The sequence below is a fragment of the Lysobacter solisilvae genome (assembly GCF_016613535.2).
GTDB lineage: Bacteria > Pseudomonadota > Gammaproteobacteria > Xanthomonadales > Xanthomonadaceae > Agrilutibacter > Agrilutibacter solisilvae.
Window position 1 is genome coordinate 1,994,457 of the sequence record NZ_CP071518.1, and the last position, 16,465, is coordinate 2,010,921.

General features: G+C 70.2%; 11 protein-coding genes and 1 pseudogene. 10 read left to right on the plus strand and 2 right to left on the minus strand.

Annotation, left to right across the window (positions count from 1 at the left end):
- Window positions 1-142: 142 nt before the first annotated feature.
- A complete protein-coding gene (gene tdh / locus I8J32_RS08830; protein ID WP_200613022.1) occupies window positions 143-1,165 on the minus strand; it encodes an L-threonine 3-dehydrogenase in 1,023 nt (340 codons plus the stop codon).
- 246 nt (window positions 1,166-1,411) lie between these two features.
- Between tdh and I8J32_RS08835 the strand changes: the two genes are divergently transcribed.
- The 5 genes from I8J32_RS08835 (at window position 1,412) to I8J32_RS08855 (ending at window position 9,857) form a co-directional block, all read left to right on the plus strand.
- Window positions 1,412-3,601 (plus strand): S46 family peptidase, encoded by a 2,190-nt coding sequence (locus I8J32_RS08835; RefSeq protein WP_200610972.1) that lies wholly within the window; start codon window positions 1,412-1,414, stop codon window positions 3,599-3,601.
- Window positions 3,602-3,870: 269 nt separating this feature from the next.
- Window positions 3,871-5,202: a hypothetical protein gene (locus tag I8J32_RS08840; RefSeq protein ID WP_200610975.1), complete on the plus strand. Its 1,332-nt coding sequence runs from the start codon at window positions 3,871-3,873 to the stop codon at window positions 5,200-5,202.
- 20 nt (window positions 5,203-5,222) lie between these two features.
- Window positions 5,223-7,010 (plus strand): hypothetical protein, encoded by a 1,788-nt coding sequence (locus I8J32_RS08845; RefSeq protein ID WP_200610978.1) that lies wholly within the window; start codon window positions 5,223-5,225, stop codon window positions 7,008-7,010.
- Complete coding sequence (locus tag I8J32_RS08850; RefSeq protein WP_200610980.1) at window positions 7,007-8,491, plus strand: CHAT domain-containing protein; 1,485 nt, start codon at window positions 7,007-7,009, stop codon at window positions 8,489-8,491. The genes I8J32_RS08845 and I8J32_RS08850 overlap by 4 nt, the downstream gene beginning before the upstream one ends.
- Entirely contained in the window at window positions 8,475-9,857 is a 1,383-nt protein-coding gene (locus I8J32_RS08855) for a hypothetical protein (RefSeq protein WP_200610982.1), read from the plus strand. The genes I8J32_RS08850 and I8J32_RS08855 overlap by 17 nt, the downstream gene beginning before the upstream one ends.
- Before the next feature lie 26 nt (window positions 9,858-9,883).
- Here I8J32_RS08855 and I8J32_RS08860 read toward each other — a convergent pair whose 3' ends face one another.
- On the minus strand, window positions 9,884-10,309 hold the full coding sequence (locus tag I8J32_RS08860) for a DUF3224 domain-containing protein (RefSeq protein ID WP_200610985.1): 426 nt from the start codon (window positions 10,307-10,309) through the stop codon (window positions 9,884-9,886).
- 362 nt (window positions 10,310-10,671) lie between these two features.
- On the opposite strand from I8J32_RS08860, the gene serA reads away from it, so the two are divergent.
- The 5 genes and pseudogenes from serA (at window position 10,672) to I8J32_RS08885 (ending at window position 16,447) form a co-directional block, all read left to right on the plus strand.
- Complete coding sequence (serA, locus tag I8J32_RS08865; RefSeq protein ID WP_207526510.1) at window positions 10,672-12,234, plus strand: phosphoglycerate dehydrogenase; 1,563 nt, start codon at window positions 10,672-10,674, stop codon at window positions 12,232-12,234.
- 155 nt (window positions 12,235-12,389) lie between these two features.
- Window positions 12,390-13,034 (plus strand): histidine phosphatase family protein, encoded by a 645-nt coding sequence (locus tag I8J32_RS08870; RefSeq protein ID WP_200610989.1) that lies wholly within the window; start codon window positions 12,390-12,392, stop codon window positions 13,032-13,034.
- Window positions 13,035-13,116: 82 nt separating this feature from the next.
- Complete coding sequence (gene folC, locus I8J32_RS08875; protein ID WP_245156277.1) at window positions 13,117-14,382, plus strand: bifunctional tetrahydrofolate synthase/dihydrofolate synthase; 1,266 nt, start codon at window positions 13,117-13,119, stop codon at window positions 14,380-14,382.
- 245 nt (window positions 14,383-14,627) lie between these two features.
- Window positions 14,628-15,688 (plus strand): annotated as a pseudogene (locus tag I8J32_RS08880) (SPOR domain-containing protein).
- A 33-nt stretch (window positions 15,689-15,721) separates the two neighbouring features.
- Window positions 15,722-16,447 carry a CvpA family protein gene (locus tag I8J32_RS08885; RefSeq protein ID WP_200610995.1) on the plus strand — a complete coding sequence of 242 codons (726 nt, stop codon included), beginning with the start codon at window positions 15,722-15,724 and terminating at the stop codon, window positions 16,445-16,447.
- Window positions 16,448-16,465 lie beyond the last annotated feature (18 nt).

Below are 16,465 nucleotides of genomic sequence, written 5' to 3' on the forward strand. Positions count from 1 at the left end.
CATCCGTCATCCATGGACCTTGATCGTCATCCCCGCGAAAGCGGGGATCCAGTGTCTTGGGGGGTGAAGCCACGGCGGAAGTCGCTGGGTCCCCGCGTGCGCGGGGACGACGACTTCAAACGTGTGCGCGACCGTCCAGGCGTCAATTCCAGCTCAACACCACCTTGCCCGCCTTGCCCGATTCCATCAGCTCGAAACCCTTCTGGAAATCTTCGACGGGAAGCTGGTGGGTCAGCACCTTGCCGAGCGGGAAGCCGCCCAGCACCAGCTGCGTCATCTTGTACCAGGTCTCGTACATGCGGCGGCCGTAGATGCCCTGCAGGGTGAGGCCCTTGAAGATGATTTTGTCCCAGTCGGCGCCGGCGCCCTTGGGCATGATGCCGAGCATCGCGATCTTCCCGCCGTGGTACATGCAGTCGAGCATGTCGTTGAAGGCGCGCGGGTTGCCGCTCATCTCCAGGCCGACGTCGAAGCCTTCCATGTGCAGGTCGGCCATCACTTCCTTGAGGGAGGTGTTGGAGACGTTGACCACGCGCGTGGCGCCCATGTCGGCGGCCAGCTTGAGGCGGTAGTCGTTGACGTCGGTCACCACCACGTTGCGCGCGCCGATGTGCTTGCAGATGCCGGCTGCAATGATTCCGATGGGGCCGGCGCCGGTGATCAGCACGTCCTCGCCGACGACATCGAACTCCAGCGCGCAGTGCGCGGCGTTGCCGTAGGGATCGAAGTAGGCGGCCAGTTCCGACGGGATCTGGTCGGGGATGGGCCACAGGTTGGCGGCGGGCATCACGATGTATTCGGCGAACGCGCCGTTGCGGGTGACGCCGATGCCCACGGTGTTCGGGCACAGGTGCTGGCGGCCCGCGCGGCAGTTGCGGCAATGGCCGCAGACGATGTGGCCTTCGGCCGACACGCGCTGACCCAGGCTGTAGCCCGAGACGCCCGGGCCCATCCCGACGATGCGGCCGACGAACTCGTGGCCGATCACCAGGCCCGGCGTGATGGTGCGCTGGCTCCAGTCGTCCCACAGGTAGATGTGCAGGTCGGTGCCGCAGATCGCGGTCTTTTCCAGCTTGATCAGGACCTCGTTGGCCCCCGGGGACGGCACCGGCACCTGTTCCATCCAGATGCCCTTGGTGGCTTCGCGCTTGACCAGCGCGCGCATGGTGGCCGTGGAGCTAGTGGTTTGCGACATGGGATTGCCTTGCGTGAAGGCCGCCGGCCCCGGCGGCAAGAGCCCGAAATTATACCCGCGCGCCCGTGTCCTCTCCGGCACGGTGCGCCGGCGTACGGAAGGCCGGCCGCGGGAAATCCGGCCGCTGGGAAACCTGAGCGCCGATTGATGCAAAGCGGCAAGGGACGCCGCCGCCGGCCGCGCTAGACTCGGCGCTTTCGTGCTCAGGGGATGCCCATGCGTTTGAACCATCTCGCCGCCGCGCTGGCCGTTGCCGCGCTCGGTGCCGTCACTACCGTCCATGCCGGCGAAGGCATGTGGGTGCCGCAGCAACTGCCGGAGATCGCCGGTCCGCTCAGGAAAGCCGGACTCGAGCTCGACGCGCGCCAGCTGGCCGACCTGACCGGTGACCCGATGGGTGCGGTGGTGTCGCTGGGCGGCTGCACCGCCAGCTTCGTCTCCCCGCAAGGCCTGGTGGTGACCAACCACCACTGCGCCTACGGCGCGATCCAGCTCAACTCGACGCCCGAGAAGAACCTGATCAAGGACGGCTTCATCGCGCCCGCCCAGGGCGACGAACTGTCGGCCGGTCCGAACGCGCGCATCTATGCGCTGGAGTCGATCCAGGACGTCACCGCGCAGATGAATGCCGCCATCGCGTCGGCCGCATCGCCGCTGGCGCGCACGCGCGCCACCGAAGCGCTGGAGAAGCAGCTGATCGCCCAGTGCGAGGCGCCCGGCGGCTACCGCTGCCGCGTCTACAGCTTCATGGGCGGCAACTCCTACCGCCTGTTCAAGAACCTGGAAATCAAGGACGTGCGCCTGGTCTACGCGCCGCCCGGCGCGATCGGCAACTACGGCGGCGAAGTCGACAACTGGATGTGGCCGCGCCACACCGGCGACTTCTCGTTCTACCGCGCCTACGTCGGCAAGGACGGCAAGCCCGCCGCGTTCGCCGCGGACAACGTGCCTTACCAGCCCAGGCACTGGCTGAAGCTGGCCGACAAGCCGCTGGGCGTGGGCGATTTCGTGATGGTCGCCGGCTACCCGGGCCGTACCGCGCGCTACGCGCTGACCAGCGAGTTCGACGACACCGCGGACTGGACCTATCCGGTCGTCGGCGGCCACTACAAGGCGCTGGTGGCGATGGTCGAGCAGGCCGGCCAGAAGAATCCCGACATCGCGGTGAAATACGCCAGCACCGTGCGCGGCTGGCAGAACGCGATGAAGAACTACGACGGCCAGCTCGACGGCTTCAAGCGCATCGACGCCGCCGGCCAGAAGAAGGCCGAGGAAGCGGCGTTGGTCGCGTGGCTGCACGGGCAGGGCGCGGCGGGCGAGGCGGCGCTGAAGGCGCACGGTGCGCTCGAGGCGCTGGGTGCGCAGGCGCGCGCGACGCGCGAGCGCGACCTGTTCCTGCGCCAGTTCAACGGCCAGGGCGTGGTGTCCAGCGCGGTGGACCTGTACCGGCTGGCGCTCGAGAAGGCCAAGCCCGACGCCGAGCGCGAGCAGGGCTACCAGCAGCGTGACATGCCCGCGTTCGAAGGCGGCCTGCGCCAGATGGAGCGCCGTTACCACGCCGAGATGGACCGCCAGCTGCAGGCCTACTGGCTGCGCCAGTACATCAAGCTGCCGGCGAACCAGCGCGTGGCCGCGGTCGACGCCTGGCTGGGCGGCCACGACGAGGCGGCCGTGCAGCGCGCCGTCGCGACGCTGGCGGGCAGCACGCTGGGCAACCTCGACGAACGCCTGAAGTGGTTCGCCGCCGACCGCGCCGCGTTCGAGGCCAGCACCGATCCGGCCATCCTCTATGCACGCGCCGTCATGCCGACCCTGCTGACGCTGGAAGAGCAGACCAAGACGCGCGCCGGCGAGAGCCTGGTGGCGCGTCCGGTCTACCTGCAGGCGCTGGCCGACTACAAGAAGTCGCAGGGCGGCTTCGTGTATCCGGACGCGAACAGCACGCTGCGGATCACCTTCGGCAACGTCACCGGCTACACCAAGGCCGACGGCAGCCGGCAGCCCGAGTTCACGCTGCTCGAGCAGGTCGCGGCGAAGGCGACCGGCGAAGAGCCCTTCGATGCGCCCAAGGCGCAGCTCGACGCCATCGCCGCCAAGCGTTACGGCGGCCTGGAGGACAAGCGCCTGGGCACGGTGCCGGTGAACTTCCTGTCCGACCTGGACATCACCGGCGGCAACTCCGGATCGCCCGTGCTGGACGCGCGCGGCGAACTGGTCGGCCTGGCCTTCGATGGCAACTGGGAATCGGTGAGCAGCAACTGGGTGTTCGACCCGACGATGACGCGCATGATCTCGGTCGACGCCCGCTACATGCGCTGGATCATGCAGGAGGCCTTCCCGGCGCCGAAGCTGATGGCCGAGCTGGAATCGGCCGACGGGGGCAAGTCGGCGCGCACGGCCAAGTAAGCCCGCGCACCTGCGTCGCGAAAAGGGCCGGCATCGCCGGCCCTTTTTCTTTGCAGGCGCGCGACGGCGCGCCCATCTCCGGCCGCGGTGGCGCGTGACGAACCGGTGCGCCGGCGTGGATCAGCAGGGCAGGTCGCTGATGCCACCGGGCGCGTGTCCCGCGAGGGCCTGGCCGCCCGGTCGCCTCGCAGCCGTTTGGCCCTGTAGGGCACCTGCACTCCGGGAAGCCTCCTGCCGGCGGCGCCGGCCACCGACACAAGGAGCGTGACATGCCGAAGATGATCCCGGTGGGCCCGTACCAGACGCGCCAGACCGCCGAAGGGCTGAGCTTTCCCTACTACATCATTCCCTTCGACAAGGACGGGCGCTGCGAGGGCCCGGCCACCCGCGAACACCTTCTCAATGCCGCCGCGGGGAAGAATTTCACCGACATCTTCCTGTTCTCCCATGGCTGGAACAACGACTGGGAGACGGCCACAAAACGCTACAGCGATTTCATCGACGGCTACGTCGGCCAGCGCACGACGCTGGGCCTGCCGAAGAAGGATGGCTACAAGCCGCTGCTGGTCGGGGTCTTCTGGCCCAGCCAGGCGCTGGCCTGGTTCGACAGCGAGACCGGCCCCGGCTTTGCCGGCGCGGGCGACCCGGCCACCGCGGCCCCGGAGGTGGACGACGGACGCGCATTGGCCGGCGACATCGCCCAGTCGTTGCCGGCAGACCAGCGCGACGCCTTCTACGACCTCGTCCAGCGCCCGGCATTGACGCAGGCCGAAGGCAGGGAACTGGCCGCCATGCTGGCCAGCGTGCTCGCGCCGGACGACGAAGGCCTGGAACGCGGCGCGCCCAGCGCGGACGACCTGCTGGCGGCGGCCAACCAGATGGGGGCGCCGCCGGATTTCGACACGGTCGGTGGCGGCGGTGCCGCGGCGGCCGGGCCTGACGCGGCGGGTTTCGGCGACCTGGTTGCCAAGCTCGATCCGCGCAATTTGATCAAGCCTTTCACCGTGTGGCAGATGAAGGACCGCGCCGGCGTGGTGGGCAGCCGTGGCGTGTCGAAACTGCTCGGCGACCTGCTCGGGAAATCCGAGGCGCGGGTGCACCTGCTCGGCCATTCCTTCGGCTGCAAGGTGGTGATGTCCGCGACCGCCGCCCTGCCGGCGCCGCCGCGCAAGGTGCATTCGGCGCTGCTGCTGCAGCCGGCGATCTCGCAGTACGCGTTTTCGTCGAAGGTGCCCGAGAGCGGACTGGCAGGCGGCTTCCACGGCAACCTGCAGCGCATCGACCGGCCCGTGCTGGCGACCTTCAGCGGCAACGACGTGGCGTTGAGCAAGACCTTCCATCTTGCCGTGCGGCGCAAGAGCGACCTGGGCGAGCAGCCTGCCGCCGCCGGTCAGTCGCCGAGCATCTACGGGGCGCTGGGCGGGTTCGGGCCGCAGGAAGCCGACGCCGTGGTGGTGCGCATCAAGCCGGCGGGCGAGGCTTACGATTTCGGCGCCGGCGGCCGCCTCGTCGGCGTGGAAGGGACCGGGACGATCACCGGGCACGGCGACATCAGCAAGCCGGCGACCTGGTGGCTGGCGTACAGCATCGCCACGGGTTGAGCCGGACGGGACGTGCGGTCATGGCCGAACGACTCAAGCGCGAAAACGACATCGTCACGCTCAAGGTGGAACTGGGCGCCGCGGGCCAGGTGACCTGCGGCCTGCAGTTCCTCGACGGCGGGCGACTGCAGACCATCCGCCTCTGGCAGGGCGACATCGAGGAGTTCGGCATTCCCGGCGACGGGACCGCGCCGAGCAAGTGGGTACGCGGTACGTCCCCGCGACTGCCCGATGCACTGGGGCCGATCGTTGCAGACGCATTCAATCAGCAACGCAGTCTGGCGGGCGACGCGACGCGGCACGAAACGGCGCTGTGGGTGCACCTGGTCAAGCCCTACGGCCCGCTGCGTTTCGTCCCCTGGGAGCGGCTGCTGATCGAGGTGCTGCAGAGCCCGGTGCTCATGCTGCCGGACTTCATCTTCCCGCCGCCGCGCAAGAGCATCGCCGACCTCGATGTCGCCATCTGCGCCAGCGCGCCGTTGAACTGCGAGCACCACGCGATCCAGGAGGGAGTGATCCACTCGATCCAGGTCATCCTGGATGGCCTGGGCGAGCAGCCGCGGCGGATCCACCTGTTCACCGAAGTGGAAATGGCCCGCGCGGTCCGCGGGCAACTGGGCGACAGGCCGGGACTGGTCGTCCATCCGTCGGAAGCCGCCGTGAACTACGTGTCCGAGGATCCGTCCTCGCGCCTGCACGACCGCAGCGGCAGCCTGCGCTCCCCCTGGCTGCTGTGGATGCGCGACACGCTGCGCGGCTACAGCACCGACGTGGTGCACTTCGTCTGCCACGGGCACCTGTCCGGCCGCAACGGCGCGATGCTGCTGGCGCAGTCGCCGCTTGGACGCACGGACAACTACCTGGCCGGGCCGGTGGGCGCCGTCGAACTGGCGTGCTTCCTGACCCAGGTCGGCGCCTGGTCGACGACGTTCTCCTCGCCCACCGACAACCACAACCCGGCCGGCCTGCGCGCGCTGGCCGACGAGATCGCGCAGTCGATGCCCGGGCCGATGGTGCTGCACGACGCGCGGCTGGACGCCTCGCACGAGGCGCTGGGGCGCGCGTACTGCTTCATCCACTCCTCCCAGCCGCAGGCGCCGCCGTGCTCGCCGGCGCTCTACATGTACTGCCAGCCATACCTGCTGGCCGAAGACCGGGGCGTGCCCGACGAATACAGCCTCCAGGAATCCCTGCATGTCCGCATGGAGCTGTCGGTGCGCAACGATGCCCAGCGCATGTCGGTATTCAACGCCGTGGCCGGTCAGTCCGGCCGCAGCGCCAGCAACGAGCAGGCCGGCGGCTCCGCGGGACGCAGCATCTCCGGTGTCACCGCGGCCACCGAACGCGTCGCAGAGCAGGTGCAGCTCAAGTACCAGAAGCTGCTGCGCGACGAAGTCGTGCCCCCTGCCATCGCCGAGCGCGACCTGCAATCGGCCATGGGCACGGTGAACCGGATCCGCGACGCCGTGGCCGTGCTGGAACGCGAGCGCCTGCTGGGCGAGATCGACATGCGACTGGACCGTCTCGAACGCAACCTCGACGACAGCGCGGTGCCTGACGCTGAGACCGATGAGGAACGCTGGCTGCGTACAGGCGAGGAGGCCGGGGATAGTGTCCAGACGAATCTGGAATCGATCCACGGCTCCTTGCAGAACTTGCGGGAGCTGGCGGGCCAGCCGGACTCGGAACCGCTGGCCTCGAGCAGCATCGACAACGCAACGGTGGAGGCGCGCACCGAGCGTGTGCTGGAACGCGTCGCGCGGATGGGCCTCTACCAGTCCGCCGACGACGCGAAGGAGTCGCCATGAGCCAGCGCACCATCGTCGCCGTGGAAACGATGGACGACATGTTCATCGGCAAGATCGTGCGCGCACCGTTTGCCGTCGCCGAACCGGGTAACAAGCGACTGGTCCTGGATGCCGATGCGCTCCCGGCACCGGGCGAGGACGAGGTCGTGCTCAAGCGCGGCCAGAAGCTTCGCGACGCGCTGCGCAGCCACACGGGCATCTGCGGCGTGCTGGACAACCTCAGCCAGAGCAACGCTCACAACCCGTTGTTCGTGCAACTGGGGCCCACCGATGCGGAGGGCTTCAACTGGGAAGCCTTGTGCGACACCAAGGATGCCTTCTTCGCGCTGGATACGCGCTGGCCGATCGCGCGCATCGTGGCCGACGTCAACACGCCGCCACGTCCGCCTTCGGAGATGGGCCGGTGGGTGCGGGTGCTGGCCGTGATCTCGGCGTTGAAGATCAAGGACCAGCACAAGGAATGGGAGCGGCTGCGCAACGCGATCGTGGCGGCCAACGGCGACGCGCCCTGGATCCGGTTGAAGGTGCTGGCCGGCCACCCGGATCTGTACAAGGCCATCGACGATGAGAAAGCGGATCTGAAGAAGGATTCGGACCTGGACGTCGAACTGGGCACGCTCGAGGATTCGGCGACGTTCCTGACCCAGGAGATCCGCGCCTGGGCGCCGAACATCCTGCACTTCTTCTGCCACGGCCATGCCGATGCGCTGGGGCAGTCGCTGGAGTTGGCCACCGCGCGAGACCACCTGCTGGCGGAAGCCGGCGGTGTCGAGGCGGGATCGGTCAACCTCGGCGCGGCAAGCCTGGCCACGCTGGCCAGTTCCCTGCCCAACGCCTGGTTGCTGGTGCTCAACTGCTGTTCCACCGGGAAGCCGGTGCCGGGAATGTCATCGATGGCAAGCCAGGCGGTTGCGGCCGGGTTCCCGTCGGCGGTGGCGATGTTCGAGCCGGTCGAAGCCTCCGATGCCTACAACTTCACCCGCGCCTTCTACCCGGGCGCGTTCGAGGCGCTCAGGCAGGTCGGCAAGGCCCTGGGCGCCAGCACGAGCACGACCCTGGAGTGGACGCCGCTGATGCACGACGTGCGTGCGGCGATCTCCGACGGCAAGCCGACCGCCAGTTCCCCGGAGTGGTCCCTGCCGGTGTTGTACGTGCGCGGCCTGGAGGCCCAGGTGTTCATCGCCGCGCAGCCGGCGCCGGCGCCGGTCCCCGCGCCACCCGTGCCCACGCCGACACCCACGCCGCCATCGACGCCACCGGCTCCGATACCGGTGCCGGCACCGGCAGCCGCCGCCGACGAATCCCATATGCAGGGCGAGCAGTACCGCGTGCAGGTCGAGGAGATGGCGCGCTGGTTGGCCACGGCGGGCCAGCAGCTCGAGCCGGACGATCGCAGGCGCGTGATGGAGTACGCGCTCAAGGATGTCCCAAGACCCTTGTGGCCCAACGTGGAGGGGCGATTCGATGGCGACGACCGATAGCGCGGTGTTGCAGGCCAACGCCTGGTGCGGAACCGTGTCGGCCACCGGTGGCTTCGCCAAGGCCGATGCGTGGGCGCTGCTCGGCGCGATCGAGCCGCCGGCGATGCTGGCCGGTCATTCGGCACCCGGCGTGGACCGGAAGGACTGGCGGCACGAAGAGGTGGGCTGGGGCGTGGTGCTGCCCGATCGCGCAGGCCTTTCGTTTGCCGACCTGGCCGCCGGTGTGGATGCGCCCGAACCCATTCGCCGGCTGCTGGCGCAGCGGCCCGGCTCGCCGGTGCTGCGCTATCGCAAGGACCTGCAGGGCGGCAGGGTGTTGCGCTACGACCCGGTCCGCGGTGGCGTGCCGCTGTCGGCGCGCGGCAATCGCGGGATCGGCAAGGACGCGGTGCCGCGCTACCTGCTCATCGTCGGTTCGCCGGAACAGATCCCCTGGCGTTTCCAGTACCGCCTGCAGGTGGACTCCTTCGTCGGCCGGCTGGACCTGGACGATGACGCGCTGTCGCGCTACGTGGATGCGCTCATCGCGGGGTGGAAAGGCCTTGCCCGCGACGTCGAGCGGCCCCTGATCTGGTCGGTGGACCACGGCTACCCGGACATCACTTTCCTGATGCGCGCGGCGATTGCCGACAAGATGCACCAGGGGTTCATCAAGTACCAATTCAAGTCGACCCTGCTCACCGGCGGCCAGGACGAACTGAAGGCGCTGTACGAGGCGCTGCACGAGCAGCAGCCTGCGTTCGTGCTGACCACCAGCCACGGCGCCACCTTTCCGCTCAACGACACCGCGCAGCTGAAGCAGAACCTGGGCCTGCTTGTCGACCGCAACCACGCGCTGCTGGATCCTTCCGCGCTGCTGGGGCAGTGGAGTCCCAATGGCGCGATCTGGTATGCGCATGCCTGCTGTTCCGCCGGCGCCGACAGCCCGTCGATGTTCACGCAGATGGCCGACGGCGAATCGTCGCTGGGGCGCATGCTCGACGCGGTGGCGCAGGCCGGACCCTGCACGGCGCCGCTGCCGCGCGCGCTGCTGGGCGCGCCCAGTCCCATCGGTGCCTTCATCGGTCATGTCGAACCGACCTTCGACTGGACGCTGCTGGAACCCGAGCATGGTCAGCGCACGACGAACTCGCTGATCCTGGAGCCGCTGTTCAACGCCCTGCATTCGGAAAAGCGCACGCCCGTCGGCATGGCGCTGGACGGCTATTACGATGCCGTCGCCGGACTGCTGCTGGACCACATCGACGCGATCAAGGACGTCAAGGACCGCTCGGACGTGGAGCGCGCCAGGCGGGCGAAGCTGCTGGCCATGGACCGGCTGGCCATGGTCCTGCTGGGGGATCCGACGGTGTGCCTGCCGGACTGAGCCCGGGCAGGCACGCGTCCGGTCGGCTATGCCGTTTCGCCGTCCACGTCGGCCGCGGGCAGCGTGTAGTCGAAGGTGTAGAAGTGCGCGCCGGCATCGTCGATGTCGATCTTCATGCGGCCGCGCAGGCCCTCCAGCGCGTCGGTGCCCGTGGCGGGCACGACGGTGAGGTCCAGGCTGCCCACGCCGCCGTCCATCACGCCGTTGTGCTGCAGCATGAAGCGGCCCTGCAGGCCGGCCAGCGTGCCGATGACGTGTTCGACGGCGACGTAACCGGCCGACCCGCTGGCCGGATTGCCGGCGCTGAGCATCTCCACGACGCTGGTGGCGTCCAGGTCGCCGTGGAAGCGCTTCTCGAAGCGGAAGCGGCCGAAGGTGGCTTCCCCGCCGGCGTCGATGGTTTCCGTCGCCGTGCGCTTCACGTCGAACGCCCCCGTGATCTGATGGCTCATGCTGGATGTCCTTGTGCGGGAATGCGCCGATGGTTCCATGCCGGCCGGCACAAAGGTAGTGGCGCCGCCGCGAGGCTCGCGCGCCCCTGTCCGCCGGTCGCGCATTGCCCGGCCGTGAATGCGCGCGTGCGGCACCGGCGCGCGGCCGGCTTCACGCGCCCGACGGACGCGTGCTAGGCTGCCCTCGTCGCGGATTCCCATGCCAGCCGGCCCCGTCTCCCGACCCGTGAGTAGTTCGCGCCGCAAGGCGCATGCGTCCGCCCGTGGCCCCCGTGGCCGTGCACTGGGCATCGATGACGCCGCAGGTCCACGCTGTGCCGGCTCGCAAGGCTTTCCGCGCTCCCACCTACCTGGAGCTTGCGATGAAAGTACTGGCCTGCGATGGCATCCACGAAGACGGTCTGACCCTGTTCCGCAACGCGGGCTGGGAGGTCGTCGAATCCGACCCGATCAAGGACCCCGCCGAACTGGCCCGCCGCCTCGAAGGCGTCGACGCCGTGCTCGTCCGGTCGGCGACCCGCGTGCCGGCCGAGGCGATCGCCGCGGTGCCCCAGCTCAAGGTGATCGGCCGCGCCGGCGCCGGCGTGGACACCATCGACGTCGACGCCGCCACCGCCAAGGGCATCGCGGTGATGAACGCGCCCGACGGCAACACCCTGGCGGCGGCCGAACACGCGATCTCGCTGCTGTTCGCGCTGGCGCGCCACATTCCGCGCGCCGACGCCGGCATGAAAGCCGGCGAGTGGCCGAAGGCGGGCCTGACCGGGTTCGAACTGGAAGGCAAGAAGCTGGGCGTGATCGGCCTGGGCCGCATCGGCGGCACGGTGGCCCGCAAGGCGCAGGGCATCGGCATGGAAGTGGCTGCGCACGACCCCTTCCTGCCGGCGTCGGCCGCGGGCAAGGGCAGCGTGCCGCTCAAGACGCTCGACGAGCTGCTGGCCTGGGCGGACATCGTCACCCTGCATATTCCCCGCACCAAGGAGACCACCAACCTGCTCTCCGAGGAGCGCATGCGCGCCATGAAGAAGGGCGCCTACGTGATCAACGCCGCGCGCGGCGGCCTGGTCGATGAAACCGCGCTGCTGCGCCTGCTCGATGAAGGCCACCTGGCCGGCGCCGCGCTCGACACCTTCGCGACCGAGCCACTGCAGAGCGACTCGCCGCTGCGCGCGCATCCGCGGCTGATCCTCACCCCGCACCTGGGCGCGTCGACCAGCGAGGCGCAGCAGGCGGTCAGCACGATCCTGGCGCGGCAGATCATCGACTTCACGCAGACCGGCGCGGTGGCCGGCTGCGTCAACCTGCCGCCGCTCACGGCCGAGGCCGCGCGCGAGGTGGGGCCGTGGATGCCGCTGATGTCGTCGCTGGGCCGCCTGGCCTCGCGCCTGGTGGATGCGCCCACGCGCCTGACCATCACCTACGCCGGTCGCACGCAGGCGCTCGACACACGCCCGCTGACCCGCCTGCTGGTGGCCGCGCTGCTGGGCACGCATTCGGGCCGCGTCACGCCGGTGAACGCCCTGCAGGAGGCGGCCGCGCGCGGACTGGTGGTGGCCGAGACGGTGGGTGGCGATGGCGACGGTTTCGACCGCCTGCTGCGCATCCGCGTCGAAGGCGACACCCGCACCCGTGAGATCGAGGCGACGCTGCACCGCGGGCCGCGCGTCGTGCGGCTGGATGGCGTGGAGATCGAATTCGATCCGCAGGCGCACGTGCTGCTGCTGCGCAACGAAGACCGTCCCGGCATGATCGGCACGGTGGGTTCGCAGCTGGGTTCGGCCGGCATCAACATCGTCAACTTCGCCCTGGGCGCCGCCGGCGATGGCCAGGCACGCGCGGCCATCACCGTCGACCAGCCGCTGAGCGATGCGCAGCTGGCGGAGCTGCGCAAGACGCCGGGAGTGTTGTCGCTGCAGCAGGTTTGAGGGAGCGGGGCCGGGAAGCGGGGCGCGTGCCCTGGCGCGCAAACCGTTTCCCGCATCCGTTCCCGCTCGCGCATGCCTTGTCCGGGTTGCCGACTTCGATGGTCCCGTTCCGGTGGCCCGTTCACCCACGAATTTTCCGACAAAGAATCCACCCCATGAAAATCCTCCTCGCCCGCCACGGCGAAACCCCCTGGAATGCCGAAGGCCGCTACCAGGGACAGGAAGACATTCCCCTTTCGCCGATCGGCGAAGTGCAGGCGCGCGCGCTGGGCGAACGCCTGGGCGACGTGCGCATCGACCGGGCCGTCGCATCGCCGCTCGCGCGCGCCGCCCATACAGCGCGGCTCGCGCTCGGCGAAGAACGCGCCGCCATGCTCACGCTCGACGAGGGCCTGATGGAAATCGCCCACGGCACCTGGGAAGGCCTGCTGGCGGAAGAGATCCACGCCCGCGACCCCGAGCTGATGCAGCAGTGGCGCCATGCCCCGCACGAGGTGCTCATGCCCCAGGGCGAATCGCTCCAGCACGTGCTCGATCGCGCCTGGCCTGCCTTCGCCCGCGCCTGCAACGGACTGGGCGCACACGAGACGCTGCTGGTCGTCGCGCACGACGCCGTCAACCGCGTGCTGCTGTGCCGTATCCTCGGGATGCCGCTGTCGAAGCTGTGGTCGTTCCGGCAGGCGCCCACCACGCTCAACCTGCTCGAAGGCGTCGACGTGGACCACCTCGACGTGGTCCGGCTGAACGATTGCAGCCACCACACGGCCCTGTTCGGCGAGGCGGTGCATCGGGCGCTGTGAGATCGGCCGTGGCCGGGCCCGCCGCCGCGCGTGGCGCCGCCCGGCCAGCCGCATGTCGCGATGCGGGTTCTACAATGTGCGCATGCCCCGCACGCTTTCCGACTGGCTCGAGTACATCGAGCGCCAACATCCCAAGACCATCGACATGGGCCTGGACCGCGTGCGCGCCGTCGCCACGCGGCTGGCGCTGGAGCGACCGGCGAAGAAGGTGATCACCGTCGCCGGCACCAACGGCAAGGGGTCGACGGTGGCCTTCATCGAGGCCATCGCGCGTGCGGCGGGCTGGCGGGTCGGCGCGTACACCTCGCCGCACCTGCTGGCCTACAACGAACGCGTGCGGATCGACGGCATCGATGCCACCGATGAACGACTGGTCGCGGCCTTCGAGGCGATCGAAGCCGCGCGCGGCGACACGCTGCTGACCTATTTCGAGTACGGCACGCTCGCGGCGCTGTGGCTGTTCCAGCGCAGCCGGCTGGATCTGGCGATCCTGGAGGTCGGGCTGGGCGGGCGCCTGGATGCGACCAACCTGGTCGATCCCGATGTCGCCGTGATCACGACCGTGGACCTGGACCACCAGGACTGGCTGGGCGAGGACCGGGAGGCGATCGGTTTCGAGAAGGCCGGCATCGCGCGGGCCTGGAAACCGCTGGTGCTGGGCGACGACGACCCCCCGGCCAGCGTGCTGCGCCACGCCTACGCCATCGGCGCCTCGGCCATCCGCGCGGGCTGCGACTTCTTCTTCGAACCCGTCGACGCCGATACCTGGCGCTGGCGGGAGCTGAATTTCGCACTCCAGTTGCCGCGCCCGGCGCTGGCGGCGCCCGCGCAGCTGCGCAACGCGGCCACGGCCATCGCCGCGCTGCGCGCGCTGGGCCGCACGGTGCCGGCGGCCGCGGTTGCGCAGGGCGTGGCCCAGGCCAATGTCGCCGCGCGGCTGCAGCGGTTCGAGCGCGAGGGCATCGACATCCTGGTCGATGTGGGCCACAACCCCCAGGCCGCGCGCGCCCTGGCCGACTTCCTGCGCTCGGCGCCCGTCGCGGGACGGACCCTGGCCGTGTTCGCGGCCCTCGCCGACAAGGACGCGGGCGGCGTGGTCGACGCGCTGGCGGCGCAAGTGGACGGCTGGCACCTGGCGGGACTGGAGGAAGCCGCGCCGCGGGGCCTGCCGGTCGACGAGTTCGCCGGGCGCCTGGCCGGAACGGCCGCCGCGGACGGACTGCGCCACCCGGACGTGGCGCAGGCGCTGGCGGCTGCACGGGCGGGTGCCCGCGCGGGAGATCGGGTCCTGGTGCTGGGCTCGTTCCATACCGCGGCGACGGCGCTGCGCGAGTTGGGAACGGGGTGACGGCGGGCTGCGAAGGCCTGTCCGGGCGCGTGCGCGCAAGGGCGGTTTCATCGCGGCGTGGCGCATTCGCATGAACGCAAGTTCAGGCAAGCGGCGGCGCGCGGACGCCGGATAGCGCCATCCAGCCCCCTGGGGCCCGCGCGACGCAGTCCGTACGCGCCGCCTCGTGTTCATCAATCATCGGTGCCGGCGCGCCGGGTAGGGCCGTATAATTCGCGCGCATTCCCCCCGAGGTACGCAGATCGATGGAACCCGCCTTGAAGCAGCGTGTGGTCGGTGCAGTCGTGCTGGTGGCGCTGGCGGTGATTTTCCTGCCGATGCTGGTGAAGGGGCCGGCCCCGCAGAGCGGGGTGTCCGATGTCCCGCTCGAATTGCCGGCCGCGCCCCAGGGCGAGTTTGCCGCCGACGGGGTCAAGACCCAGGAACTTCCCCTGATCGGGCCCGGCAGCGCGCCGGCCAGTGGCGTGGTGGGAATGGATGCCAGTGACGCTGCCAATCCCGATACGCCCGTCAGCAGCGAAGGCATGATGCCGGCCGCCACGGCGGGGGGGCGACTACGCCGTCAGCTTCGGCCGTTACGCCACCGCCGGCGACGCCCAGAAGGTGGTCCAGGCGCTGGTGGCCTCGCAGTTGCCCGGTTACCAGGAACCGGTCTCGGACAAGGGACGCAGCCTGCATCGCGTGCGCATCGGCCCGTTCACCACCCAGGCCGACGCCGAGGCCGCGCGCCTGCGCGCCGCGCATGTCCGCGACGACGTCGGCGCCAAGGTGGTCGTGCTGAGCGCCGACGAGGCGACCGGAAGCGCGCCCGCCGCGCAGACGTCCGCCTCCACGCCCGAGCCCGCGACCGCGCCCGCGGCTCCGAAGGCTGAAGCGCTGCCGCCGGTCAAGCCGGCTGGCACGCCCGCCACGAGCCCCGCCACTTCGACCACGGCCAAGCCGACCACGGCCAAGCCGACGACCGCCCAGGGCCAACCCGGCACCCGCCAAGCCTGCGGCCCCGGCGCCCGTCCCGGCCAAGCCCGCCGCCACCGCGTCCGCGCCGGTCGCGGCGCCGGCGGCCGCGAACACCGGCTTCGCCGTGCAGCTGGGTGCGTTCGGCAACGCGGACGAAGCCGCGCGCCTGCGGGATCGCGCGCGCGCGGCCGGCCTGCGCGCCTTCGTCGAATCGGTGCGCACCGACAAGGGCATGCTCAGCCGCGTCCGCGTGGGCCCGGTGCTCACCCGTGCCGAAGCCGACCAGCTCAAGGCGCAGGTCGCGGCGAAGCTGGGCATCGCCGACGCCATCGTCAAACCGCACCCGTAACCGGGTGCGTCGGCGCCGCTGGAGATTCAAGCCATGACCGCGCTGGACTGGGTGTTGCTGCTGATCATCGTCGTCTCGACGGTGATGGGCGCGCTGCGCGGGTTGATCGGCGTGGTGGCCTCGCTGGCGGCCTGGTTGCTGGCGGGGCTGGCGGCGTACCAGTTCGGCGCCGGCATCGGCGCGATGCTGACCCGTGAGTCAGCGCCGGGCTGGGGCGAACGCGTGAGCGGCTACGTGCTGGCGTTCCTGCTGGTGTGGCTGCTGGTCACCCTGGCGGGCTGGATGCTGCGCAAACTGGCCGATTCGGCAGGGCTGACGCCGCTGGATCGCGCACTGGGCCTGGGCCTGGGCGCCGCCCGTGGCCTGCTGCTGGCCTGCGCGCTGCTGCTGGCGCTGGGGCTGAGCGCGGTCCCGCGCGAGCCCGTCTGGCGCGAATCGGCGGGCGTCGCCGCGCTCGGGCCGATGACGGCGTGGATGCGCGCCGGCGTGCCGGACTGGATGGCGCAGCGGATGGACCTGGACGGCCAGGGCGGTTCGCTGCAGGACCAGCTGCAGGACCAGGCGAGGGCGGTGCAGGCGGCGCTGCCACCCGGCGTGGACATCGCCGACCTCGCGGCGTTGCCGCAGGACGCGGACGTCGCCGCAGCCGTGGCCCAACGCGACCAGACGGGCGCGGCAGGACCGGCGGTGGAGCCGGCGGACAAGCATTCAAGCCAGGGCGCGACGGGCACTACGTCCGATGCGTCGCTGGTTCCCTAATCTCTTTCAGGATCCAAG

What these genes read in the sequence shown, in the direction of transcription:
- tdh (WP_200613022.1), bottom strand. Translation starts at nt 1,165, where the DNA reads ATGCGCGCGCTGGTCAAGCGCGAAGCCACCAAGGGCATCTGGATGGAA.
- I8J32_RS08835 (WP_200610972.1), top strand. Translation starts at nt 1,412, where the DNA reads ATGCGTTTGAACCATCTCGCCGCCGCGCTGGCCGTTGCCGCGCTCGGT.
- I8J32_RS08840 (WP_200610975.1), top strand. Translation starts at nt 3,871, where the DNA reads ATGCCGAAGATGATCCCGGTGGGCCCGTACCAGACGCGCCAGACCGCC.
- I8J32_RS08845 (WP_200610978.1), top strand. Translation starts at nt 5,223, where the DNA reads ATGGCCGAACGACTCAAGCGCGAAAACGACATCGTCACGCTCAAGGTG.
- I8J32_RS08850 (WP_200610980.1), top strand. Translation starts at nt 7,007, where the DNA reads ATGAGCCAGCGCACCATCGTCGCCGTGGAAACGATGGACGACATGTTC.
- I8J32_RS08855 (WP_200610982.1), top strand. Translation starts at nt 8,475, where the DNA reads ATGGCGACGACCGATAGCGCGGTGTTGCAGGCCAACGCCTGGTGCGGA.
- I8J32_RS08860 (WP_200610985.1), bottom strand. Translation starts at nt 10,309, where the DNA reads ATGAGCCATCAGATCACGGGGGCGTTCGACGTGAAGCGCACGGCGACG.
- serA (WP_207526510.1), top strand. Translation starts at nt 10,672, where the DNA reads ATGAAAGTACTGGCCTGCGATGGCATCCACGAAGACGGTCTGACCCTG.
- I8J32_RS08870 (WP_200610989.1), top strand. Translation starts at nt 12,390, where the DNA reads ATGAAAATCCTCCTCGCCCGCCACGGCGAAACCCCCTGGAATGCCGAA.
- folC (WP_245156277.1), top strand. Translation starts at nt 13,117, where the DNA reads ATGCCCCGCACGCTTTCCGACTGGCTCGAGTACATCGAGCGCCAACAT.
- I8J32_RS08885 (WP_200610995.1), top strand. Translation starts at nt 15,722, where the DNA reads ATGACCGCGCTGGACTGGGTGTTGCTGCTGATCATCGTCGTCTCGACG.